The sequence below is a fragment of the Brevibacterium sp. Lmc1 genome (assembly GCF_057654315.1).
This window is the reverse complement of record NZ_CM172803.1, coordinates 3,156,780-3,171,945: the sequence shown is the minus strand read 5'-3', so window position 1 is coordinate 3,171,945 and position 15,166 is coordinate 3,156,780. Positions and strand designations below refer to the sequence as shown.

14 protein-coding genes are annotated in these 15,166 nt (G+C 63.6%); 4 read left to right on the top strand and 10 right to left on the bottom strand.

Annotated elements, in window-relative coordinates:
• Nucleotides 1-93 precede the first annotated feature (93 nt).
• The 4 genes from bla to AC239G_RS14170 form a co-directional block, all read right to left on the bottom strand.
• A complete protein-coding gene (bla, locus tag AC239G_RS14185; RefSeq protein WP_482400604.1) occupies nt 94-1,026 on the bottom strand; it encodes a class A beta-lactamase in 933 nt (310 codons plus the stop codon).
• Nucleotides 1,027-1,245: 219 nt separating this feature from the next.
• Nucleotides 1,246-2,082, bottom strand: coding sequence for a MetQ/NlpA family ABC transporter substrate-binding protein (locus tag AC239G_RS14180; protein WP_139468371.1), 837 nt, complete (start codon nt 2,080-2,082; stop codon nt 1,246-1,248).
• A gap of 154 nt (nt 2,083-2,236) precedes the next feature.
• Nucleotides 2,237-2,911 (bottom strand): methionine ABC transporter permease, encoded by a 675-nt coding sequence (locus AC239G_RS14175; RefSeq protein WP_139468372.1) that lies wholly within the window; start codon nt 2,909-2,911, stop codon nt 2,237-2,239.
• Nucleotides 2,911-3,879 carry a methionine ABC transporter ATP-binding protein gene (locus tag AC239G_RS14170; RefSeq protein WP_139908749.1) on the bottom strand — a complete coding sequence of 323 codons (969 nt, stop codon included), beginning with the start codon at nt 3,877-3,879 and terminating at the stop codon, nt 2,911-2,913. The genes AC239G_RS14175 and AC239G_RS14170 overlap by 1 nt, the downstream gene beginning before the upstream one ends.
• Nucleotides 3,880-4,286: 407 nt before the next feature.
• On the opposite strand from AC239G_RS14170, the gene AC239G_RS14165 reads away from it, so the two are divergent.
• The 3 genes from AC239G_RS14165 to AC239G_RS14155 are packed head-to-tail and all read left to right on the top strand — an operon-like array spanning nt 4,287 to nt 7,403.
• The gene (locus tag AC239G_RS14165) at nt 4,287-5,357 is read left to right on the top strand and encodes a glycosyltransferase (RefSeq protein ID WP_229664254.1); all 1,071 of its coding nucleotides are present in this window, start codon (nt 4,287-4,289) and stop codon (nt 5,355-5,357) included.
• The gene (locus tag AC239G_RS14160; protein ID WP_487489103.1) at nt 5,354-6,877 is read left to right on the top strand and encodes a hypothetical protein; all 1,524 of its coding nucleotides are present in this window, start codon (nt 5,354-5,356) and stop codon (nt 6,875-6,877) included. Before AC239G_RS14165 ends, AC239G_RS14160 begins: the two co-directional genes overlap by 4 nt.
• 13 nt (nt 6,878-6,890) lie before the next feature.
• Nucleotides 6,891-7,403, top strand: a complete 513-nt coding sequence (locus AC239G_RS14155; RefSeq protein ID WP_181272503.1) for a GtrA family protein — start codon at nt 6,891-6,893, stop codon at nt 7,401-7,403.
• 79 nt (nt 7,404-7,482) lie between these two features.
• Here the strand turns inward: AC239G_RS14155 and AC239G_RS14150 are convergent, their stop codons facing one another.
• Both AC239G_RS14150 and AC239G_RS14145 read right to left on the bottom strand, forming a co-directional pair.
• Nucleotides 7,483-8,265 carry an ABC transporter permease gene (locus tag AC239G_RS14150; RefSeq protein WP_181272504.1) on the bottom strand — a complete coding sequence of 261 codons (783 nt, stop codon included), beginning with the start codon at nt 8,263-8,265 and terminating at the stop codon, nt 7,483-7,485.
• Nucleotides 8,262-9,230 (bottom strand): ATP-binding cassette domain-containing protein, encoded by a 969-nt coding sequence (locus AC239G_RS14145; RefSeq protein ID WP_487489102.1) that lies wholly within the window; start codon nt 9,228-9,230, stop codon nt 8,262-8,264. Before AC239G_RS14145 ends, AC239G_RS14150 begins: the two co-directional genes overlap by 4 nt.
• A 77-nt stretch (nt 9,231-9,307) precedes the next feature.
• Here AC239G_RS14145 and AC239G_RS14140 point away from each other — a divergent pair, with 77 nt between their 5' ends.
• Nucleotides 9,308-10,087, top strand: coding sequence for a TetR/AcrR family transcriptional regulator (locus tag AC239G_RS14140; protein WP_181272506.1), 780 nt, complete (start codon nt 9,308-9,310; stop codon nt 10,085-10,087).
• A 120-nt stretch (nt 10,088-10,207) separates the two neighbouring features.
• Here AC239G_RS14140 and AC239G_RS14135 read toward each other — a convergent pair whose 3' ends face one another.
• From AC239G_RS14135 to AC239G_RS14120, 4 genes are read right to left on the bottom strand one after another with little or no spacing between them, the layout of a single operon-like run.
• Complete coding sequence (locus AC239G_RS14135) at nt 10,208-11,650, bottom strand: DUF6716 putative glycosyltransferase (RefSeq protein WP_487489101.1); 1,443 nt, start codon at nt 11,648-11,650, stop codon at nt 10,208-10,210.
• On the bottom strand, nt 11,637-12,638 hold the full coding sequence (locus AC239G_RS14130) for a polysialyltransferase family glycosyltransferase (RefSeq protein WP_487489100.1): 1,002 nt from the start codon (nt 12,636-12,638) through the stop codon (nt 11,637-11,639). Before AC239G_RS14130 ends, AC239G_RS14135 begins: the two co-directional genes overlap by 14 nt.
• On the bottom strand, nt 12,635-14,095 hold the full coding sequence (locus AC239G_RS14125; protein ID WP_487489099.1) for a polysialyltransferase family glycosyltransferase: 1,461 nt from the start codon (nt 14,093-14,095) through the stop codon (nt 12,635-12,637). The genes AC239G_RS14130 and AC239G_RS14125 overlap by 4 nt, the downstream gene beginning before the upstream one ends.
• Nucleotides 14,092-15,087 carry a glycosyltransferase family 2 protein gene (locus AC239G_RS14120; protein WP_062243296.1) on the bottom strand — a complete coding sequence of 332 codons (996 nt, stop codon included), beginning with the start codon at nt 15,085-15,087 and terminating at the stop codon, nt 14,092-14,094. Before AC239G_RS14120 ends, AC239G_RS14125 begins: the two co-directional genes overlap by 4 nt.
• Nucleotides 15,088-15,166: the final 79 nt, after the last annotated feature.

The window sequence follows — 15,166 nt, the reverse complement described above, 5'->3', positions numbered from 1 at the left end:
AGCTGCCGCGTGTCCAAACAACCTGACGGCGGCTCAGATACCTCGCGCGAGGTTGCTGGGCCGCCGTCAGGTAGCAATTGGAGAGGATTGGCTTCATTCGAATTCGGTAAGCGCCACCTCGGCGACGGCAGCGACCAGGGCTGGTCCGTCCTCTGATTCGGGGTCATCGGTTTCTGTCATCACTGAGATGACGATGGGGTGGCGATCGGGAGGCGTGACCACTGCGATGTCGTTCTGAATCGCATCCGAGTGCCCCGACTTGTCCCTGACCACCCATCCCTCGGGTGCGCCTGCGCGGATGAGCGGGTCGCCGGTCTCGTTCGCCGACATCCAGTCGAAGAGCACCCTGCGATCATCGTCCGAGAGCTGTTGCGGGTCCAGGAGGCGGTGGAGATCGTTGGTGAATGCGGCCGGAGTGGTGGTGTTGTCCCTGCTGCCATCTTTGACGTCGTTGAGCTCCGGCTCTTCGTCTGTGACCTCGGTCGTCATATCACCGGACTTCTCCAGCGCGTCGTCGAGGGCCTCGGGCCCGCCGAGCTCGTCGAGCACGATGTTCATCGCCAGGTTGTCACTGACCCTCAGCGCGCTCTCGGCAACGTCGTCGAGCGGCAGTCCGTCGTCGACGTGTTTCTGCGTCACCGGTGTCCATCCGGCCTCATCGACATCGGCCTGAGTCCAGGACACGTTCTTCTCAATTTCTTTCGGTGACGTGCGGTCGAGGAGTTCGGCGACAGCGAACACCTTGAGTGAGGAAGCGAAGCCGAAGCGCTCGTCTGCTCGGTAGTCGACTGACTCATCGGACTCGGTATCAAATGCGCTGACTCCGACTCTCGCGTCGCAGCGGTCCTCGAGATCCTTGAGCTGCTCTTCGAGTCGCTGGCGGTCAGAGACGTTCGCTGATTCTGTTGAAGCTTCGGTGTGGGAGTCGCTGTCGTCCGACGACTGAGCCTCACCCGGAGCGCAGCCGCTTACTGCCAAAGCGGTCAACGTTGACGAAGCGAAAAGCTGCAGAGTTCGTGTGGTCATCGAATCGTTCCGTTCTCTCCCCAGCGGGAGACGACGCGTGCCGCCATCGTGGAAGTACGTCAAATTGACGAAGGCGCCATTGTGGTCTTCGGTAACGACCAGTCTCCTCCGTCATCGCGGTTCCCCGCGAATCGAGAGGCGTTTCGTACCCAAACAACCCGACGGCGGCCCAGCAACCTCGCGCGAGGTTGCTGGGCCGCCGTCAGGTAGCAATTGGGGTCAGAAGCTGGGGAGGACGGAGCCGTCGGCCCACTTCTTCTCGATGAACTTCTTCACCTCGGGGGAGTGGAGCAGCTCGTCGAGCTTCTTGATGTTCTCGTCGTCCTTGTTCTCCGTACGCACGGCGAGGAAGTTGCCGTATGGGTTGTCCTCGGCCTTCTCCAGCAGGATGCCGTCCTTGGCCGGGCTCAGACCGGCTTCCAGGGCGTTGTTGCCGTTGATGACCGAAGCATCGACGTCTTCGAGGGTGCGAGCCAGCTGCGCGGCGTCGGCCTCGACGAACTTCACGTTCTTCGGGTTGTCCTCGACGTCGGAGAGCTTCGCGTCGACCGCGTCCACGCCGTCCTTGAGGGTGATGAGCTTCGCGTCTTCGAGCATCTTCAGCGCGCGACCCTGGTTCGACGGATCGTTGTTGATGCCGATCTTGGCGTTCTTCGGGATGTCCTTGACGTCCTTGATGTCCTTCGAGAACAGCGCGAAGGGCTCGAGGTTGATCGGCTCGAAGCCGGTGATCTCGTAGCCCTGGCCTTCGACTTCGGAGTCGAGGTACGGCTTGTGCTGGAAGTAGTTCGCGTCGATGTCGCCGTCGTTGAGCGCCTTGTTCGGCAGCGTGTAGTCCGTGTACTCGGTGACCTCGATGTCGAGGCCGGCATCCTCGGCGAGGTTCTCATCCACGTAGCGCAGGATGTCGCCCTGCGGCACCGGGGTCGCACCCACGGTGAGCTTCGTGATGTCGCCGTCCTTCTCGCCGACGGAGTCGGTGCCGCCGCCGACGAGTCCGCAGCCCGAGAGCAGCAGAGTCGCGCTGGCCGCGATCGCAATGAGCTTGGTCTTCATGATTCTCCTTGATGTGTGTTGTGCAAAGGGATGAGCAGTGGTGGCCGTTAAGTGTGCGCAGATTGCCGGATTCGTCGCCGATTCGGACAATCTGAGCACACTTAACTCGGAGTTCCGTCGCCGCGCCGGACGTGATCGACGCCGCCGAGGCGGTTCACCGGTGGTCGACCGTGCGGGCCAGCCGATCGCCGATGAACTGGATGATCGTGACGACGAGGACGAGAACGATGATGCAGGCGATCATCGTGTCCGCCTGGTAGCGCTGATAGCCGTAGGAGATCGCCAGCGCACCCAGGCCGCCGCCGCCCACGGCACCGGCCATCGCGGTATAGGACACCAGCGTCACCGAGGTGACCGTGGCTGCTCCGATGAGACCGGGCAGAGCCTCGGGAACGTAGACCTGACGGATCACCTGGCCGTTCGAGGCGCCCATCATCAGTGCGGCTTCGATCTTGCCTTCGGAGACCTCGCGCAGCGAGTTCTCGACCAGACGGGCATAGAAGGGGATCGCGCCGATCGTCAGTGACACCACGGTCGCCTGCCAGCCCAGCGCCGAGCCGACGACGAATCGGGCGAAGGGGATGAGGGCGATGATGAGGATGATGAAGGGGATCGAGCGCGTGATGTCGACGATGAAGGACAGCACACGGTAGACGACCGGGTTCGAGTTCAGCCCGCCCTTCGACGCGGTGAACAGCCAGATGCCCAAGGGCAGTCCGAAGAGGACGGCGAGTCCGGTCGACCAGGCCGTCATGAGCAGAGTCTCGATGGTGGCCGGCCACATCTGATCGGTGATCGCCGGGTTGTCGAACCATGTGGGATCGTTCATCAGGCAGCCTCCTCCGCATAGATTCCATCGGCTTTCAGGGCGCTGATCAGCTCTTTCGCCTGTTCGGCCGAGTCGACGGAGAAGCGCAGCCGACCGACCTGGCGGCCTTCGATCGTCTCCACGGCTCCGGCGAGGATCGCCTCGGCGCTCGCTCCGGCATTCCGTGCGGCGGTGAGCACGGTGGGCAGATCGGTGCCAGCTAGGGACACCTCGACGAGGCGGCTCGCCCCGTCGTCGAGGCTGACCGGAGGCAGAGGGACGAGATCCTTGGCCAGGACCGATCCGGGCTCGGCGATGACCTCGGCGAGTTTCCCGGTCTTGGCCACGCGCCCGTCGGCGAGCAGCGTCACGGAGTCGCAGATCTCGCGGATGACGGACATCTCGTGGGTGATGATGAGGACGGTGATGCCCAGACGGTCGCGCAGCGAGCGGATGAGGCTGAGGATCTGATCCGTCGTCGTCGAATCCAGCGCCGAGGTGGGCTCATCGCACAGCAGCACCTTCGGCTCTGCGGCCAGTGCTCGGGCGATGCCGACGCGCTGCTTCTGTCCTCCCGAGAGCTGAGCCGGATAGTTGTCGACGCGGTCGCCGAGGCCGACGAATTCGAGGAGCTCACGGGCCTTGGCCAGGCGTTCGGCCTTCGGCACGCCGGCGATCTTGAGCGGGTGGGCCACGTTCTTCAGCGCGGTGCTCGAGTCGAGGAGGTTGACGTGCTGGAACACCATGCCGATGCTGCGACGGGCCTCGCGCAGTCCGGCACCGGACTGGTTCGTGAGGTCGACGCCGTTGATCGACACCGTCCCGGAGGTGGGGGACTCGAGCCCCGTCAGGCAGCGGATGAGCGTGGACTTGCCGGCGCCGGAGCGGCCGACGATGCCGTGGATCTCTCCGGCGGGGACCGAGAGGTCGATCTCCTCCAGGGCGACGGTCTCTCCGAACACCTTCCGCAGTGCGCGCAGTTCGATCACAGGCGCCTCCTCGTGTGGTTGACGAATGCCGCGCACGGTGGTGGACGGCAGAGATTTGGGGATGGGCCGGTCTACGGTCCAGTAGGGCCGACGATTCAGGATGACAAGGAATCGCCTCGGCGGCGTCATGAGATGTCATAAAAGGACGCATTGGCGGCTCATCGTGACGAAGAACTCACTGCGGCGGGGAAGGGCGTTGTTGCTCTCTTCGGTGTCAACTGATCTCGACCGCCTCGGCGGCAGAGATGACGAGACGGTGAACGGCGGTCGAAGTCGGGGCAGAATCCAGCAGCATTTTCCTCCGACGTAACCCGATGTCCATGTCCGGGGCGTACCTGTGGTTGATCGACAGGTTCGCTTGCCCGGTGTACCCGGCGGGCGGACGAGCTCCACGACGGGACCGGTGAATGTACGAAGAATCGAGCAGGATCGCGGCGATCGTTCCCTGCCACAACGAGGAGATCACCGTCGCCAAGGTCGTCGGCGACCTCAAGGCCGCCGTCCCGGGCATCACGGTCTACGTCTATGACAACTGCTCGAGCGATCGCACCTCGCAGCGCGCTGCCGAAGCCGGTGCCATCGTGCGCAAGGAGAACGTCCCCGGCAAGGGCAATGTCGTACGCCGCGCCTTCGCCGACATCGATGCCGATATCTACGTGATGATCGACGGCGACGACACCTACGAGGCGGCCCACCTGCCCGAGATGATCGATACGCTGATCTCCGGCCCTTACGACCACGTGCTCGGTGTTCGCCAGGACAATCAGGAGACCACGTCCTACCGTCCCGGCCACGAAGCCGGGAACAAGATGTTCAACCGGCTGACCGGGTGGCTCTTCGGTTCGCAGGTGTCCGATATGCTCTCGGGCTACCGCGTCTTCTCCCGCCGTTTCGTCAAGTCGTTCCCCGCGATCAGCCGTCGGTTCGAGATCGAGACCGAGCTGACCGTGCACACGATGTCGCTGCGCCTTCCCACCACCGAGGTGGCCGTGGACTTCCGTGACCGACCCGACGGAAGCGAGTCGAAACTCTCGACCTTCAAGGACGGGTTCCGCATCCTCGGGCTCATCTCGGCTCTCGTCCGCCATGAACGACCCCGCCTGTTCTACGGCACGCTGACGGTCGTGCTCGCCGCCCTGTCGCTGGTCTTCGGTCTGCCCGTGGTGTGGGAGTTCTGGCAGACCGGGCTCGTGCCGAGGTTCCCGACTGCGATTCTTGCCACCGCGCTCATGGGGCTGGCGTTCCTGCTCGGCAGCGTCGGCCTGACCTTGGACGGTCTGCGCAGGGCTCGCCGCGAGACTTCCCGCCTGGTCTATCTCAGCTTGCCCGCGGTGACCGGTCGACCCGTCACGCAGCGTCAGACGCCGCAGCAGACTGCTCCCGCGGACCGAGAGTTTTCAGCCCCGGAGGCAGAGATCTTTGCCGACGCAGCACGGATGAAGCCGAACCGGCAGGTGCGGGCACGCTTCGCTTCATGAGTCGTTCTGCTATTCGCAGGTGGCTGACGTCCCCGTTGGCATGGGACCTGCTGCTTGCTCTCTTCACCGTCGCATGGTCGTTTATCTTCCTGCGCCTGTTCTGGCCGGGCCGGGTCAACGTCGATATCGCCAATCAGTACCTGCAGGCAACCGGAAAGATCCCGTACTCCGATTGGCATGCGCCGGTGATGAGCGCGGTGTGGAGAATCCTCATCGACATCACCGGAGACCCGGGCAGTCTGCTCCTGCTGCAGGTCGGCCTGCTGGCCGCGGCCGCGTGGGGAATCGGGGTGCTCGTCCACCGATCTGGGGCGCCGAGGTGGGTGTCGCTCTTGGGTCCGACCATCATGGTCACTCCCTGGGTCGTCTCCCAGATGACGACGCTGTGGAAGGATTCGCAGATGGCCGTGGCCATCCTGCTCGCCGTCGTCCTCATCATGATCACCCGCTTGGTTCCGAAGACGTGGCTGCTGTGGCTTCCGACGCTGGCCCTCCTCGTCTACGCGGTGGGGGTGCGCAAGAATGCGGTGTTCGCGGTCGTCCCGATCGCCGTGTATGGCGGGTGGTGCCTGGTGCATCTGTGGCGCCATCGGCGAGGACGATCTGGAGACTCTGCCACGTCTGCAGACTCCGCGTCACCGGAGACTTCAGAGCCGACAGCAGACTCCGCGAAGAAAGGACGCCCTTTTCTGCTGACGGCGGTTTCGTCGCTGATCGTGCTCGGACTCATCGGCGGAGGCGTCAAAGTCACCGACGCGGTCATCGACTCGCAGATGGGAGTGACGAAGACCGGCCAGATCTCACAGATCTTCCTCGACGATGTGATGTTCTCCGTGCCGGAATCTCGACTGCAGTCGTCTGACGCGCCCAGAGCGCTCAAAGACCACATCAGTTCTGCGCGCGACAAATGCCTGAAGAGAGGCGAGATCTGGGACGCCTACTGGAACTGCTACGGCAGAGGCACGACTGGGAAGGCATTCAGTCCCATTGCCTACCAGGATGAGCTGAAGTCGCTGTGGTTGAGCGAAGTCGTCACTCATCCGGTCAGCTACATCGAATATCGGATATCGGTCTACTCCTCCTACTTCTTCACCTCGAAGCTCGAATACTGGGAAGCCGACTGGGACGGCGATGCCCAGAAGGCACGCTTGCCCGCAGGGAGCGCAAAGGCTGACTACATCTTCCGACCGTATGTCGAGGACTTCGCGCTGGGAACTTTCCCGATGCTCTTCAAGCCCTGGTTCTGGACCCTCGGCGCCGTTCTGCTGCTCGGTCTCGGGTACCGATCGCACAGCCGCACCCGTCGCGAACTGAACGCGTCTGCCCACCGGCCGCGGTCCTTCTGGTCCGAGATCACGGTCCTGGCCGCCTCGGCGCTGTGCTACATCTTCGGGTACTTCCCGATCGTGCCGGCGAATCATTTCCGGTACACGTTCTGGCCGGCGCTCGCCGTCACCTTCGCGTTCGTCCTCTGGCTCGCCCAGCGCCGCATCCAGCGAGTCCGAAACATCGGGCCATAGACTGAGTGCAGTTATGAAAGAGTCATTCTCGGACCGTCTCCGGCGCCTGGCGGTGGAAGCCTTCAAGTTCCTCACCGTCGGCGGGCTCGGCTATATCGTCGACGTGGGCCTGTCGAACCTTCTGGCCTACGGGTTCGGTCCGATCCCCGCCCTCCTCGAGGGCAGTCCGATCAAGTCGAAGATCATCTCGACTATTCTGTCGATGATCGTCGTGTGGATGGGCAATAAGCTCTGGACCTACGGCGACCGGACCACGAACTCGAACATGCGCGGCATCGTCCTGTTCGTCGCGGTCAACCTCGTCGGCATGATCATCACCGTCATCCCCCTCGGTGTGACCTGGTACCTGCTCGATATGCGCGACCAGCTCACCTACAACATCTCGACGAATGTCATCGGCATCGGACTGGCGATGATCTTCCGCTTCTACGCCTACCGCACTTGGGTATTCAAGGACCAGGCCCCCGACACCGAGGTGGTCGTTCCCATGGAGGAATCGAGCCAGGTCCCCGACGACCGGGGTTGAACGCGGCGGGCGCGGTCATCGACCCGGCCCTGCAGGGCCCCGGCTGTCCCTCTGGCCAGCTGTCCCTCTGGCCGGCGACCTACTTCCTCAATCTCCGGTAGGCATGGGCCGAGAGCGGCACGAAGACTGCGGTGATGACCAGCGGCCAGGCGACTGCGGCAAGCAGGCTGTAGTCATCGAGCCACCCGCCGGTGACCCCAGTGGGATTGCCGAAGAGCTCGCGCACTGCCGTCGCTGTGGCCGATATAGGATTCCACGACGCGACCGCGCCCAGCCAGTTCGGCATGAACTCGGGGGCGGCGAAGACGTTGGACAGGAAGCCGATCGGCCACACCAGCACCTGCACGAGAACTGTCGCTCCTTCGTGCTTGCCGACGGTGAGTCCGAGGTAGATCCCGATCCACAGAACGGCGAACCGCAGCCACAGGAGGAGGACCACCGCCAGCAGCCCGGCCAGTGGGGAGTTCGTCGCCCGCCATCCCAGGAGCAATCCGCCGATGAGGAGGATGACGATCTCGACAGTGGAGCTGACCATGTCGGCACCGGCCCGGCCCAATGAGACCGAGGCATCGCTGATCGGCATCGACCTGAACCGGTCGGTGATTCCCTTCTTGGCATCATTGGCCATAGTCGTCATGGTCGTTTCCACGCCGAACATCATCGCCAGAGTCATCATCCCCGGCAACAGGAAGTGGATGTAGTCGCCGCCTCCCGGCAGTTCGATCGAACCGCCGAAGATGAAGGCGAAGACCAGCAGCAGCATGATGGTGAAGAGCAGATTGAAGATCGGCGTCCAGGGTTGGCGGCCCCAATGGGCGAGGTCTCTTCTGCTGAGGATCAGGCCCTCTCGAACGATGCTCATGCGTCCTCCTTCTCGGTCAGGGCGAGGAATACCTCGTCCAGGGTGGGTCTGCGCAGAACGATGTCGTCTGCGACGATTCCGGCGGCATCGAGCCGACGAACGACGGCGCTGAGATCTCCGGCACCGCCGGCGGCAGGGCAGGTCACGACGCCTGTGTCCTCGTCCAGTGCGATCTCCGGACCGTCCGTGGAGACTAGGGCCGTTCGGATCGCCCGAGCCTCAGACGCTGTCGCCCCCGTCACCTCGATCCGGTCCCCGCCGCGGGCTCGTTTGAGTGCGGTAGGGGTTCCTTCGGCGATGATGCGCCCGGACTTCATGATCGAGATGCGGTCGGCGAGAGCATCGGCTTCCTCGAGGTACTGGGTGGTCAGCAGCACCGTCGTGCCCCGCTCGGCGATCGCGGTGACCGAATTCCAGACGTCGATGCGACCTCGCGGGTCGAGCCCGGTCGTCGGTTCATCGAGGAAGAGGACCTGTGGATCGAGGATCATTCCCACCGCGATGTCGAGCCGCCTGCGCATCCCACCGGAATAGGTGCTCGCCGGGCGCTCGCCTGCCTCGGCAAGGCCGAAGCCTGCCAGCAGCTCATCAGCACGCCTCGCCGCATCGCGACGCGACAGGCCGAAGAGCTGTGCAAACATGACGAGATTCTGACGCCCGCCGAGAATCTCATCGAGCGCCGCGGACTGGCCGACGAGACCGATCCGTCGCCGCACCTGACCCGGGTCAGCACTGACATCGAGGCCGGCGACCTCCGCCGTTCCCGCTTCGAGGGTGATGAGGGTGCTCAGCGCACTCACCAGCGTTGACTTCCCTGCTCCATCGGGTCCGAGGAGCCCGTGGATCGTGCCGGCCTGAATCTCGATCTCCAGCTCGTCGAGGGCCCGGACATTGTCATAGTTCTTGACCAGCCCGGTCGCCCGCACTGCTGGGCGACCGCGGTCCTTCTCCACTGCTTCACGCATCTGCAATCCTAACTATGTACAGTGTACGAATTAAGGTGGACTGAAACAGTGTACACCGCACGGAGTAGACTGCAAGCATGGATTCGAAATCAGATGGTTCGGGATTCGATCCCGAGTCCGTGGACGTCGTGCTCCGCCTGCTGTGGCGCGAGCACCTCGAAGTCGCGCCCGGCAGACGTGGACCGCGCCGCAAGCTCAGCGTCGACGAGATCATTGCGGCCGGTGTCGCTCTCGCCGACGCCGAAGGGCTCGAGGCGCTGTCGATGCGCAAGGTCGCCGAGGCGGTCGGAGTCTCTGTCATGTCGCTCTACAGCTACGTTCCGCACCGGTCGGGGTTGATCGGACTCATGGTCGACGAGGTGATCGGCCGAACCGCTCTGCCGGAACTCCCCGAGGGTGTAGGGGAGCGACTGCGCATGATCTCCGACCTGTTGTGGGACGAGTACCACCGCCACCCGTGGTTGGTCGCTGCCCAGTCGCACAGACCCTGGATCGGCCCCCATACCTCCGCCCGCTATGAGTGGGAGCTCGGGGCGCTCGAAGGGATCGGCCTCGACGACATTGCGATGGACCACACCGTCGCACTCGTCGAGTCGCACGCTTCGGCCAGCGCCTCGAACAGCATCAATGCACAGAAGCTTGCCGACGACTCCGGCGTCAGCGATGTGGATTGGTGGAACGCCAACGCCCCGTTCCTCGAACAGGTCATGCCCGACGAGGGATATCCCGTCTCCGGGAGAGTGGGCTCAGCCGTGGGCGAGGCCTACCAGGCAGTGACCAGCCACAGAGCGGTCTATGAGTTCGGTGTCGAGACGATCATCGCCGGCGTGGAGGCACGCCTCTCGGCGCCGGCGTAGGTGAGAAGAATGGTCGGCCAATGCGAAATCATGGTCGCAAACGGACAGTTTCCGGCGGGCGGCGGGCGAAATGTCCGATGGTGACCTATTCTCGGGGAGTGTAGATGCCAGCGGACCAGTTCAGCGGGCGTAGCGGAGCCTGCGGTAGGCGGCGATGATCGGTGCGGGGGTGACGGTGCGCAGTTCGGCCCTGATGAGCATCCGCTTCTGCTTGAGCAGTGTCGACCGACGGTTCGGCAGTTGACCGGCCCGTGCTCGGGTGGCCAACAGCCCCAGATCTCGGCGCAGCTGTCCGTCTTGCGCGTGGAAGTAGTTCTCGGTCAGCCATTCCGGGTCAGGGAATCCGATTGATCCGGCGGCGACTTCGGCCAATGTGCCGGTGGCACCGGAGTCTGCGAAGACCTCGTTGAGCAGCTCGGCGTTGAAGCCGAAGTCCGAGATGAGCAGGGTCGGAATGCCCCGATCGATGGATTCGAGTGCCGCAGTCGAGGACACCGTGATCAGTGCCGAGCCGTCGGTGAGGAAATCGCTGAGAGGACCATATCCGAGCTCGATGCGCTTCGCTCCAGGCACTCTGCGGGTGCGGAAGTCGTCGAGGATCTCGAAGTAGGAGTGCTGTTCGTGATGGGTTTCGAACTCACCGGGACGCGACCGCATCTTGATGACCGCCGTCGAATCCGGGTGCCGGTCGGCGAACTCGGCCAGTGCCGCGATGATCGCCTCACGGTCGGCTCGCTCGGCAGGAACCTTCGCCTGCGGGGCGAAGAGCAGAGTCCGTGGGGCCGCAGGGGCACCGGTTCGTGCGGCACCCGCTGAGGACGGCGCGGTGGCGTCGGATGGTGGGGTCGCCTCGGCGAGGGGTTCCGCAGGTGCCGCGAGCTTCGGTATGCCCTCCGAACGCAGCATCGGCAGGCGCGCCAACAGAACTTCGCAGGGCACCTGCGACCGGGCACTCGCTTCGGTGTAAGCGGCAACCTCGGCGGAGGAATGGGCGATGAACGCATCCATCAGACGGCGATAGTTCATCCCCTTGCCGCTGGCAGGCAGACCCATTCCGGGCAGCCCCGAGATCAGGGCCGGACGGTCAGCGCGGGTGTGCGCGGTGAGGAAGACCTGGGCGACGATCGGGCCGGTGGCGGCACCGAGGACGATATCGGGGGAGTGATCGGCGATGACCTGCGCGAGGTCGGCCCGCGCGATGACGGGGACCTCTCGGTGTTCCCAGTCGGTGCCGGCGACGGCGCTGGCGATCTGCTCATCTGTCGGCAGAATCGGATTGTCGACGAGGAACACGCGTCCCTCCACGTCGGGCAGGGACGACAGAAGCTGGGTCGCCCACTTGAGATAGGACTCACTGTCGGAAATCGAGAGGATGCGGATGGGCGCAAGCCCGGCCGATCGCCGAGGCGGGAGCACAGGACCGTCCGGGAAGTTCGACTGCGACGACTGACCGTCCGCGCGGGTGCGTTCGGTCAGGTGTGAGGGCCGTGGCGGCGCGTCGGAGAGCGACGGCGGCATGATCGGCCCGCTGTAGTGGGGATCGCCTGGTTCAGGAATCGTCATCTGCCTTGACTGACTGGGCGTTGAGGGACTTTCGCAGACTATCGGGTGAGGCGCCGGTCCACCACTTCGCGGGGATCTCGGTGACGTCGATGGTCACATCCGGATTGAGTACGGCCAGGGACACCGCTGCCGTCGACGGCAGGCTGCGGATCGTCGAGTCCGGCGGCAGGTTGATCAGCCGCAGCTCGATGGGCAGGCCGAGATGCTTGATCCTCACGCGTTCGTCCTGGGCGAGATCGGCGAGGAATTCCTCGGTCTCACGGCGGTGCGGATAGTAGGTGATCGATCCGTGAGTGTCGATGATGTCATCGACCCACGCCCGGTAGGCAAAGGCATCGATGAGACCGTCGGCGGCCAGGGACGAACCGATGACCGGATTGTCCCGGGGGTGGCTGCCGCCGGTGGGCAGAGTCTGGAGATGTTCGAACCGGTGGCGAGTGATCTCACCGCCTGATTTGAGGAAAGCCTTGCGCAGCGGTTTCGCCACCGGCAGCGCCGTGTGCCAGCGCAGCTTGCCCACAGTGGCGAGGTGGCGAAGCCGGTCGGCGACGTGAGCGGCCATGACCGTGCGCGAAGCTTTGAGCTTCTGCCGGGGACGGACGAGGGGACCGCGCTTGGCGGTGAGGATCTCGATCGCAGAGTACGTGGCCAGACCGTCATCGAGAATGACGACCTCCGGCAGACGACGTTCCAGGTATGCCAGCGCCAAGGCTCTGTGCACCTGACCGGAGCAGGCATCGCCGAGGTAGATCCGGTCGAAGTTCGTCTTCCGCAACACTCCCGGTTTCGCCCCATCGCGCTCGAGGCGGACATTATTCGGCAGCCAGGCCGGGTCGAAGGCGTCGAGGAAGGACGTCATCCCCTTCGCGCTCGCCCGAGCCCGAATGAGCAGCTCCTCCGTCGGCTCATGTGATTCGAGCGCCGAAAGGAACTGCAGTGGGGATTCGACGAAAGCGACGGCGCTCCGGCGCTTCTTCTTCGGTGTCACCGCTGTTGGATCCGTTTCATGATGCGTTGTTGTTTTCTTGCCACCGCTTTGATCACGAGCGTTCCCGATCGTTTGATCATCCGCTTCGGAGCAAACGCCTTCGACGTGCTGCCCGGCAGAGCGAGCGCGGTGAGGCGTCGGCGTTTGAAATAGCGACTGAATCGGTCGGCTGACTCGCCGCGGCCTGTGCTGACCTCGAAGACCTCTGTGAGGAAGTCTGTTGCCGCGTCACGCAGATCGTGCGACAGCGTCGGTGCCATGCAGTAAGAGACGGCTGCGAGCAGACGCCCCAGCTGCGGATGCGCATCGGTCTTGTCCGGGGCGCTGCCGTCGCAGATCTCGGAGATGATCGTCAATGGGATGCGATTGCTGTTCTGATAAGGAGCGATGGCTTCGAGCAGCAGATCCGTACCCACAGCCAGGGCAGGTACCTGATAGATCTGGCGAGCAGTCATCAGTGCGGTGGAGAACCCGCCGACGATGAGGTCTGGAGCCAGACGATCGATGATGACCTCGGCCATGACGGGCAGGTCGAAAAGCTGCAGAGTGATCCCGAGTCTCTGTGCCGCCTCGAACAGTGGTCCTGTCTGCGAGGGAGGAGCGGCCGGGTGCGGTTTGAACACCACGACTTCCATTCCGCGCGCAGCGGCGGACTCGATCATGTCGATGTGCAGCTGCGTCTCTTCCTCAGAAGTGATGAGTCCGAGCGCCGACAGATACTGGCCGACAACCAGTGCCCACGGACGATTGCTCGACGGCGCGGCGCTGAGAACCCCTCCCAGTTCGTCCTCCAGCGCTTCGGCCGAATGCTCGCCGAGCTCGCGCACCACACCGGTGAACGACTCGACACCCAGTGGGCGGTGGACGATTCCGAACTCGCGGAGCAGCTTCGGCGAGATTCCCGGCACCAGTGGCAAGTAATGCAGCACGGACATCCGCTGACCGTTCGTCAACGGAATCTGATTGCGGGTCGGGCCGAAGCTCATCAGTCCGTCGGCATGTACCCTGATCGTCGCGCGGGAGAACACTCGGCCAAGCGCAATGGCCGGGTTGACCTGGGGTGATTCGATTACGAGTTCGATCTCGTCGGTATCGTCCAACCCCCACCGGCCACGCAGATACGATTCCACGACCGGCAGATCCGTATGATCGGGCCGCCATGACGAAGGATGGACGTGCAGAGGCGCGAGCGCCTCATTGAGGTTGACGACCCGATCGAACCGGGCGATCAACGAGGCGGCTCCCGGCGAATCGACGAAGGATTCCGAGAGCTCCATGACCACGGCGTTGTTGCTGACCAGCAGGATCCGTTCGGTCGGAGCCGGGGTGTCCTCGGGCGCGAATCCATCGGTTCCCATCAGCGCCGGAGCCGCCGGCCGGTCGTAGTCACCGCCATCGATTCCTGCCGCCAAGCAGACGAGTTCGAACAGGGTCGAGGCCAAAAAGATCTGTTTCACTTCACCATCTCCAGCATTAACGAAGGTGCGTCATTGAGGTAGCTGCTGACGTTGAGCTGTCGTCCCTGTTTCTGCAGAACGAATTCCTCACGCAGATACTCTGGCGGAATCTTCGCCGAAATCGTTCGTGCACCCCTTCGCAACTGGTTTCGCAGGGACGCCGGCGACGCTGCGAAACGATTGATCTGATGGTCGAGGATTGCCAACCAGTTGCGGATCGCCTTCGGCCACAGTCGGTCGGCGTCCGGCTCGGCAGCGACGAGATCGAAGATTTGTCCGAATGCGCGGATGAAATCCAGCTGTCGAATGTCGACGATGCGCGACAGAGAGCCCGCCATCCCTCTTCGATAGAGGATCCCTGGAGCATCGACGACGGCGAAGGACTCGGCCTGCAGGTGCAGTCGCCAGATCCAGGACCGGTCTTCGGCAGTCATGAAGTTCTCCGGGAAATGGAGGATCCCCTGTTCGAGCACTCGCCGGTGGAAGATGCCGGCCCAGGCGAACGGATAGTCGACCATCGTCGATTCGTAGACGGGCAGGATCCCCACCTTGGGATCCAATGGCACGTCTCGGACCGACATCGGCGCGAGTTTGCGCACCCGCTTGGTCCCCTCGACCGTCGTATGGTCACAGCGGATGAAATCGACTCCGAGCCTATGGGCTGCGGCAAGCATCGAGGACAGATGCCCCGGGGCCAACCAGTCGTCCCCATCGAGGAAGATGATGTGCTCTCCCCGGGCAGATGCCAGGCCCTTGTTTCGGGCATTGGCAAGTCCCGTCGCCTCCGGGTTGGTGAGGACCTCGAAATGAGGGAACCAAGTGCTGAACTCATCGAGCAGCTCCGGCGTCTCATCACTTGATCCGTCATTGACGAAGATCAGCTGAGTGCGGTCCCAGACGGGGCCCTGCTGCCTCAGCGAACGGAACAGCGTGCTCAGGTAGGGGGCACCATCTTTTGCGGGAATGATGATGCTCAGGTCGAAATCGGTCACGGGCCTTCTCCGAAGATTGCGGTCATGGGTTGGTCCACCAGAAGATCAGTGGATCGGACATGGAAGAGCCACCTCGGCG

Coding starts and splice junctions, on each gene's coding strand:
- AC239G_RS14140 (WP_181272506.1), top strand. CDS start 9,308: ATGGATTCGAAATCAGATGGTTCGGGATTCGATCCCGAGTCCGTGGAC.
- AC239G_RS14145 (WP_487489102.1), bottom strand. CDS start 9,230: ATGCGTGAAGCAGTGGAGAAGGACCGCGGTCGCCCAGCAGTGCGGGCG.
- AC239G_RS14135 (WP_487489101.1), bottom strand. CDS start 11,650: ATGACGATTCCTGAACCAGGCGATCCCCACTACAGCGGGCCGATCATG.
- AC239G_RS14150 (WP_181272504.1), bottom strand. CDS start 8,265: ATGAGCATCGTTCGAGAGGGCCTGATCCTCAGCAGAAGAGACCTCGCC.
- AC239G_RS14160 (WP_487489103.1), top strand. CDS start 5,354: ATGAGTCGTTCTGCTATTCGCAGGTGGCTGACGTCCCCGTTGGCATGG.
- bla (WP_482400604.1), bottom strand. CDS start 1,026: ATGACCACACGAACTCTGCAGCTTTTCGCTTCGTCAACGTTGACCGCT.
- AC239G_RS14165 (WP_229664254.1), top strand. CDS start 4,287: ATGTACGAAGAATCGAGCAGGATCGCGGCGATCGTTCCCTGCCACAAC.
- AC239G_RS14175 (WP_139468372.1), bottom strand. CDS start 2,911: ATGAACGATCCCACATGGTTCGACAACCCGGCGATCACCGATCAGATG.
- AC239G_RS14180 (WP_139468371.1), bottom strand. CDS start 2,082: ATGAAGACCAAGCTCATTGCGATCGCGGCCAGCGCGACTCTGCTGCTC.
- AC239G_RS14155 (WP_181272503.1), top strand. CDS start 6,891: ATGAAAGAGTCATTCTCGGACCGTCTCCGGCGCCTGGCGGTGGAAGCC.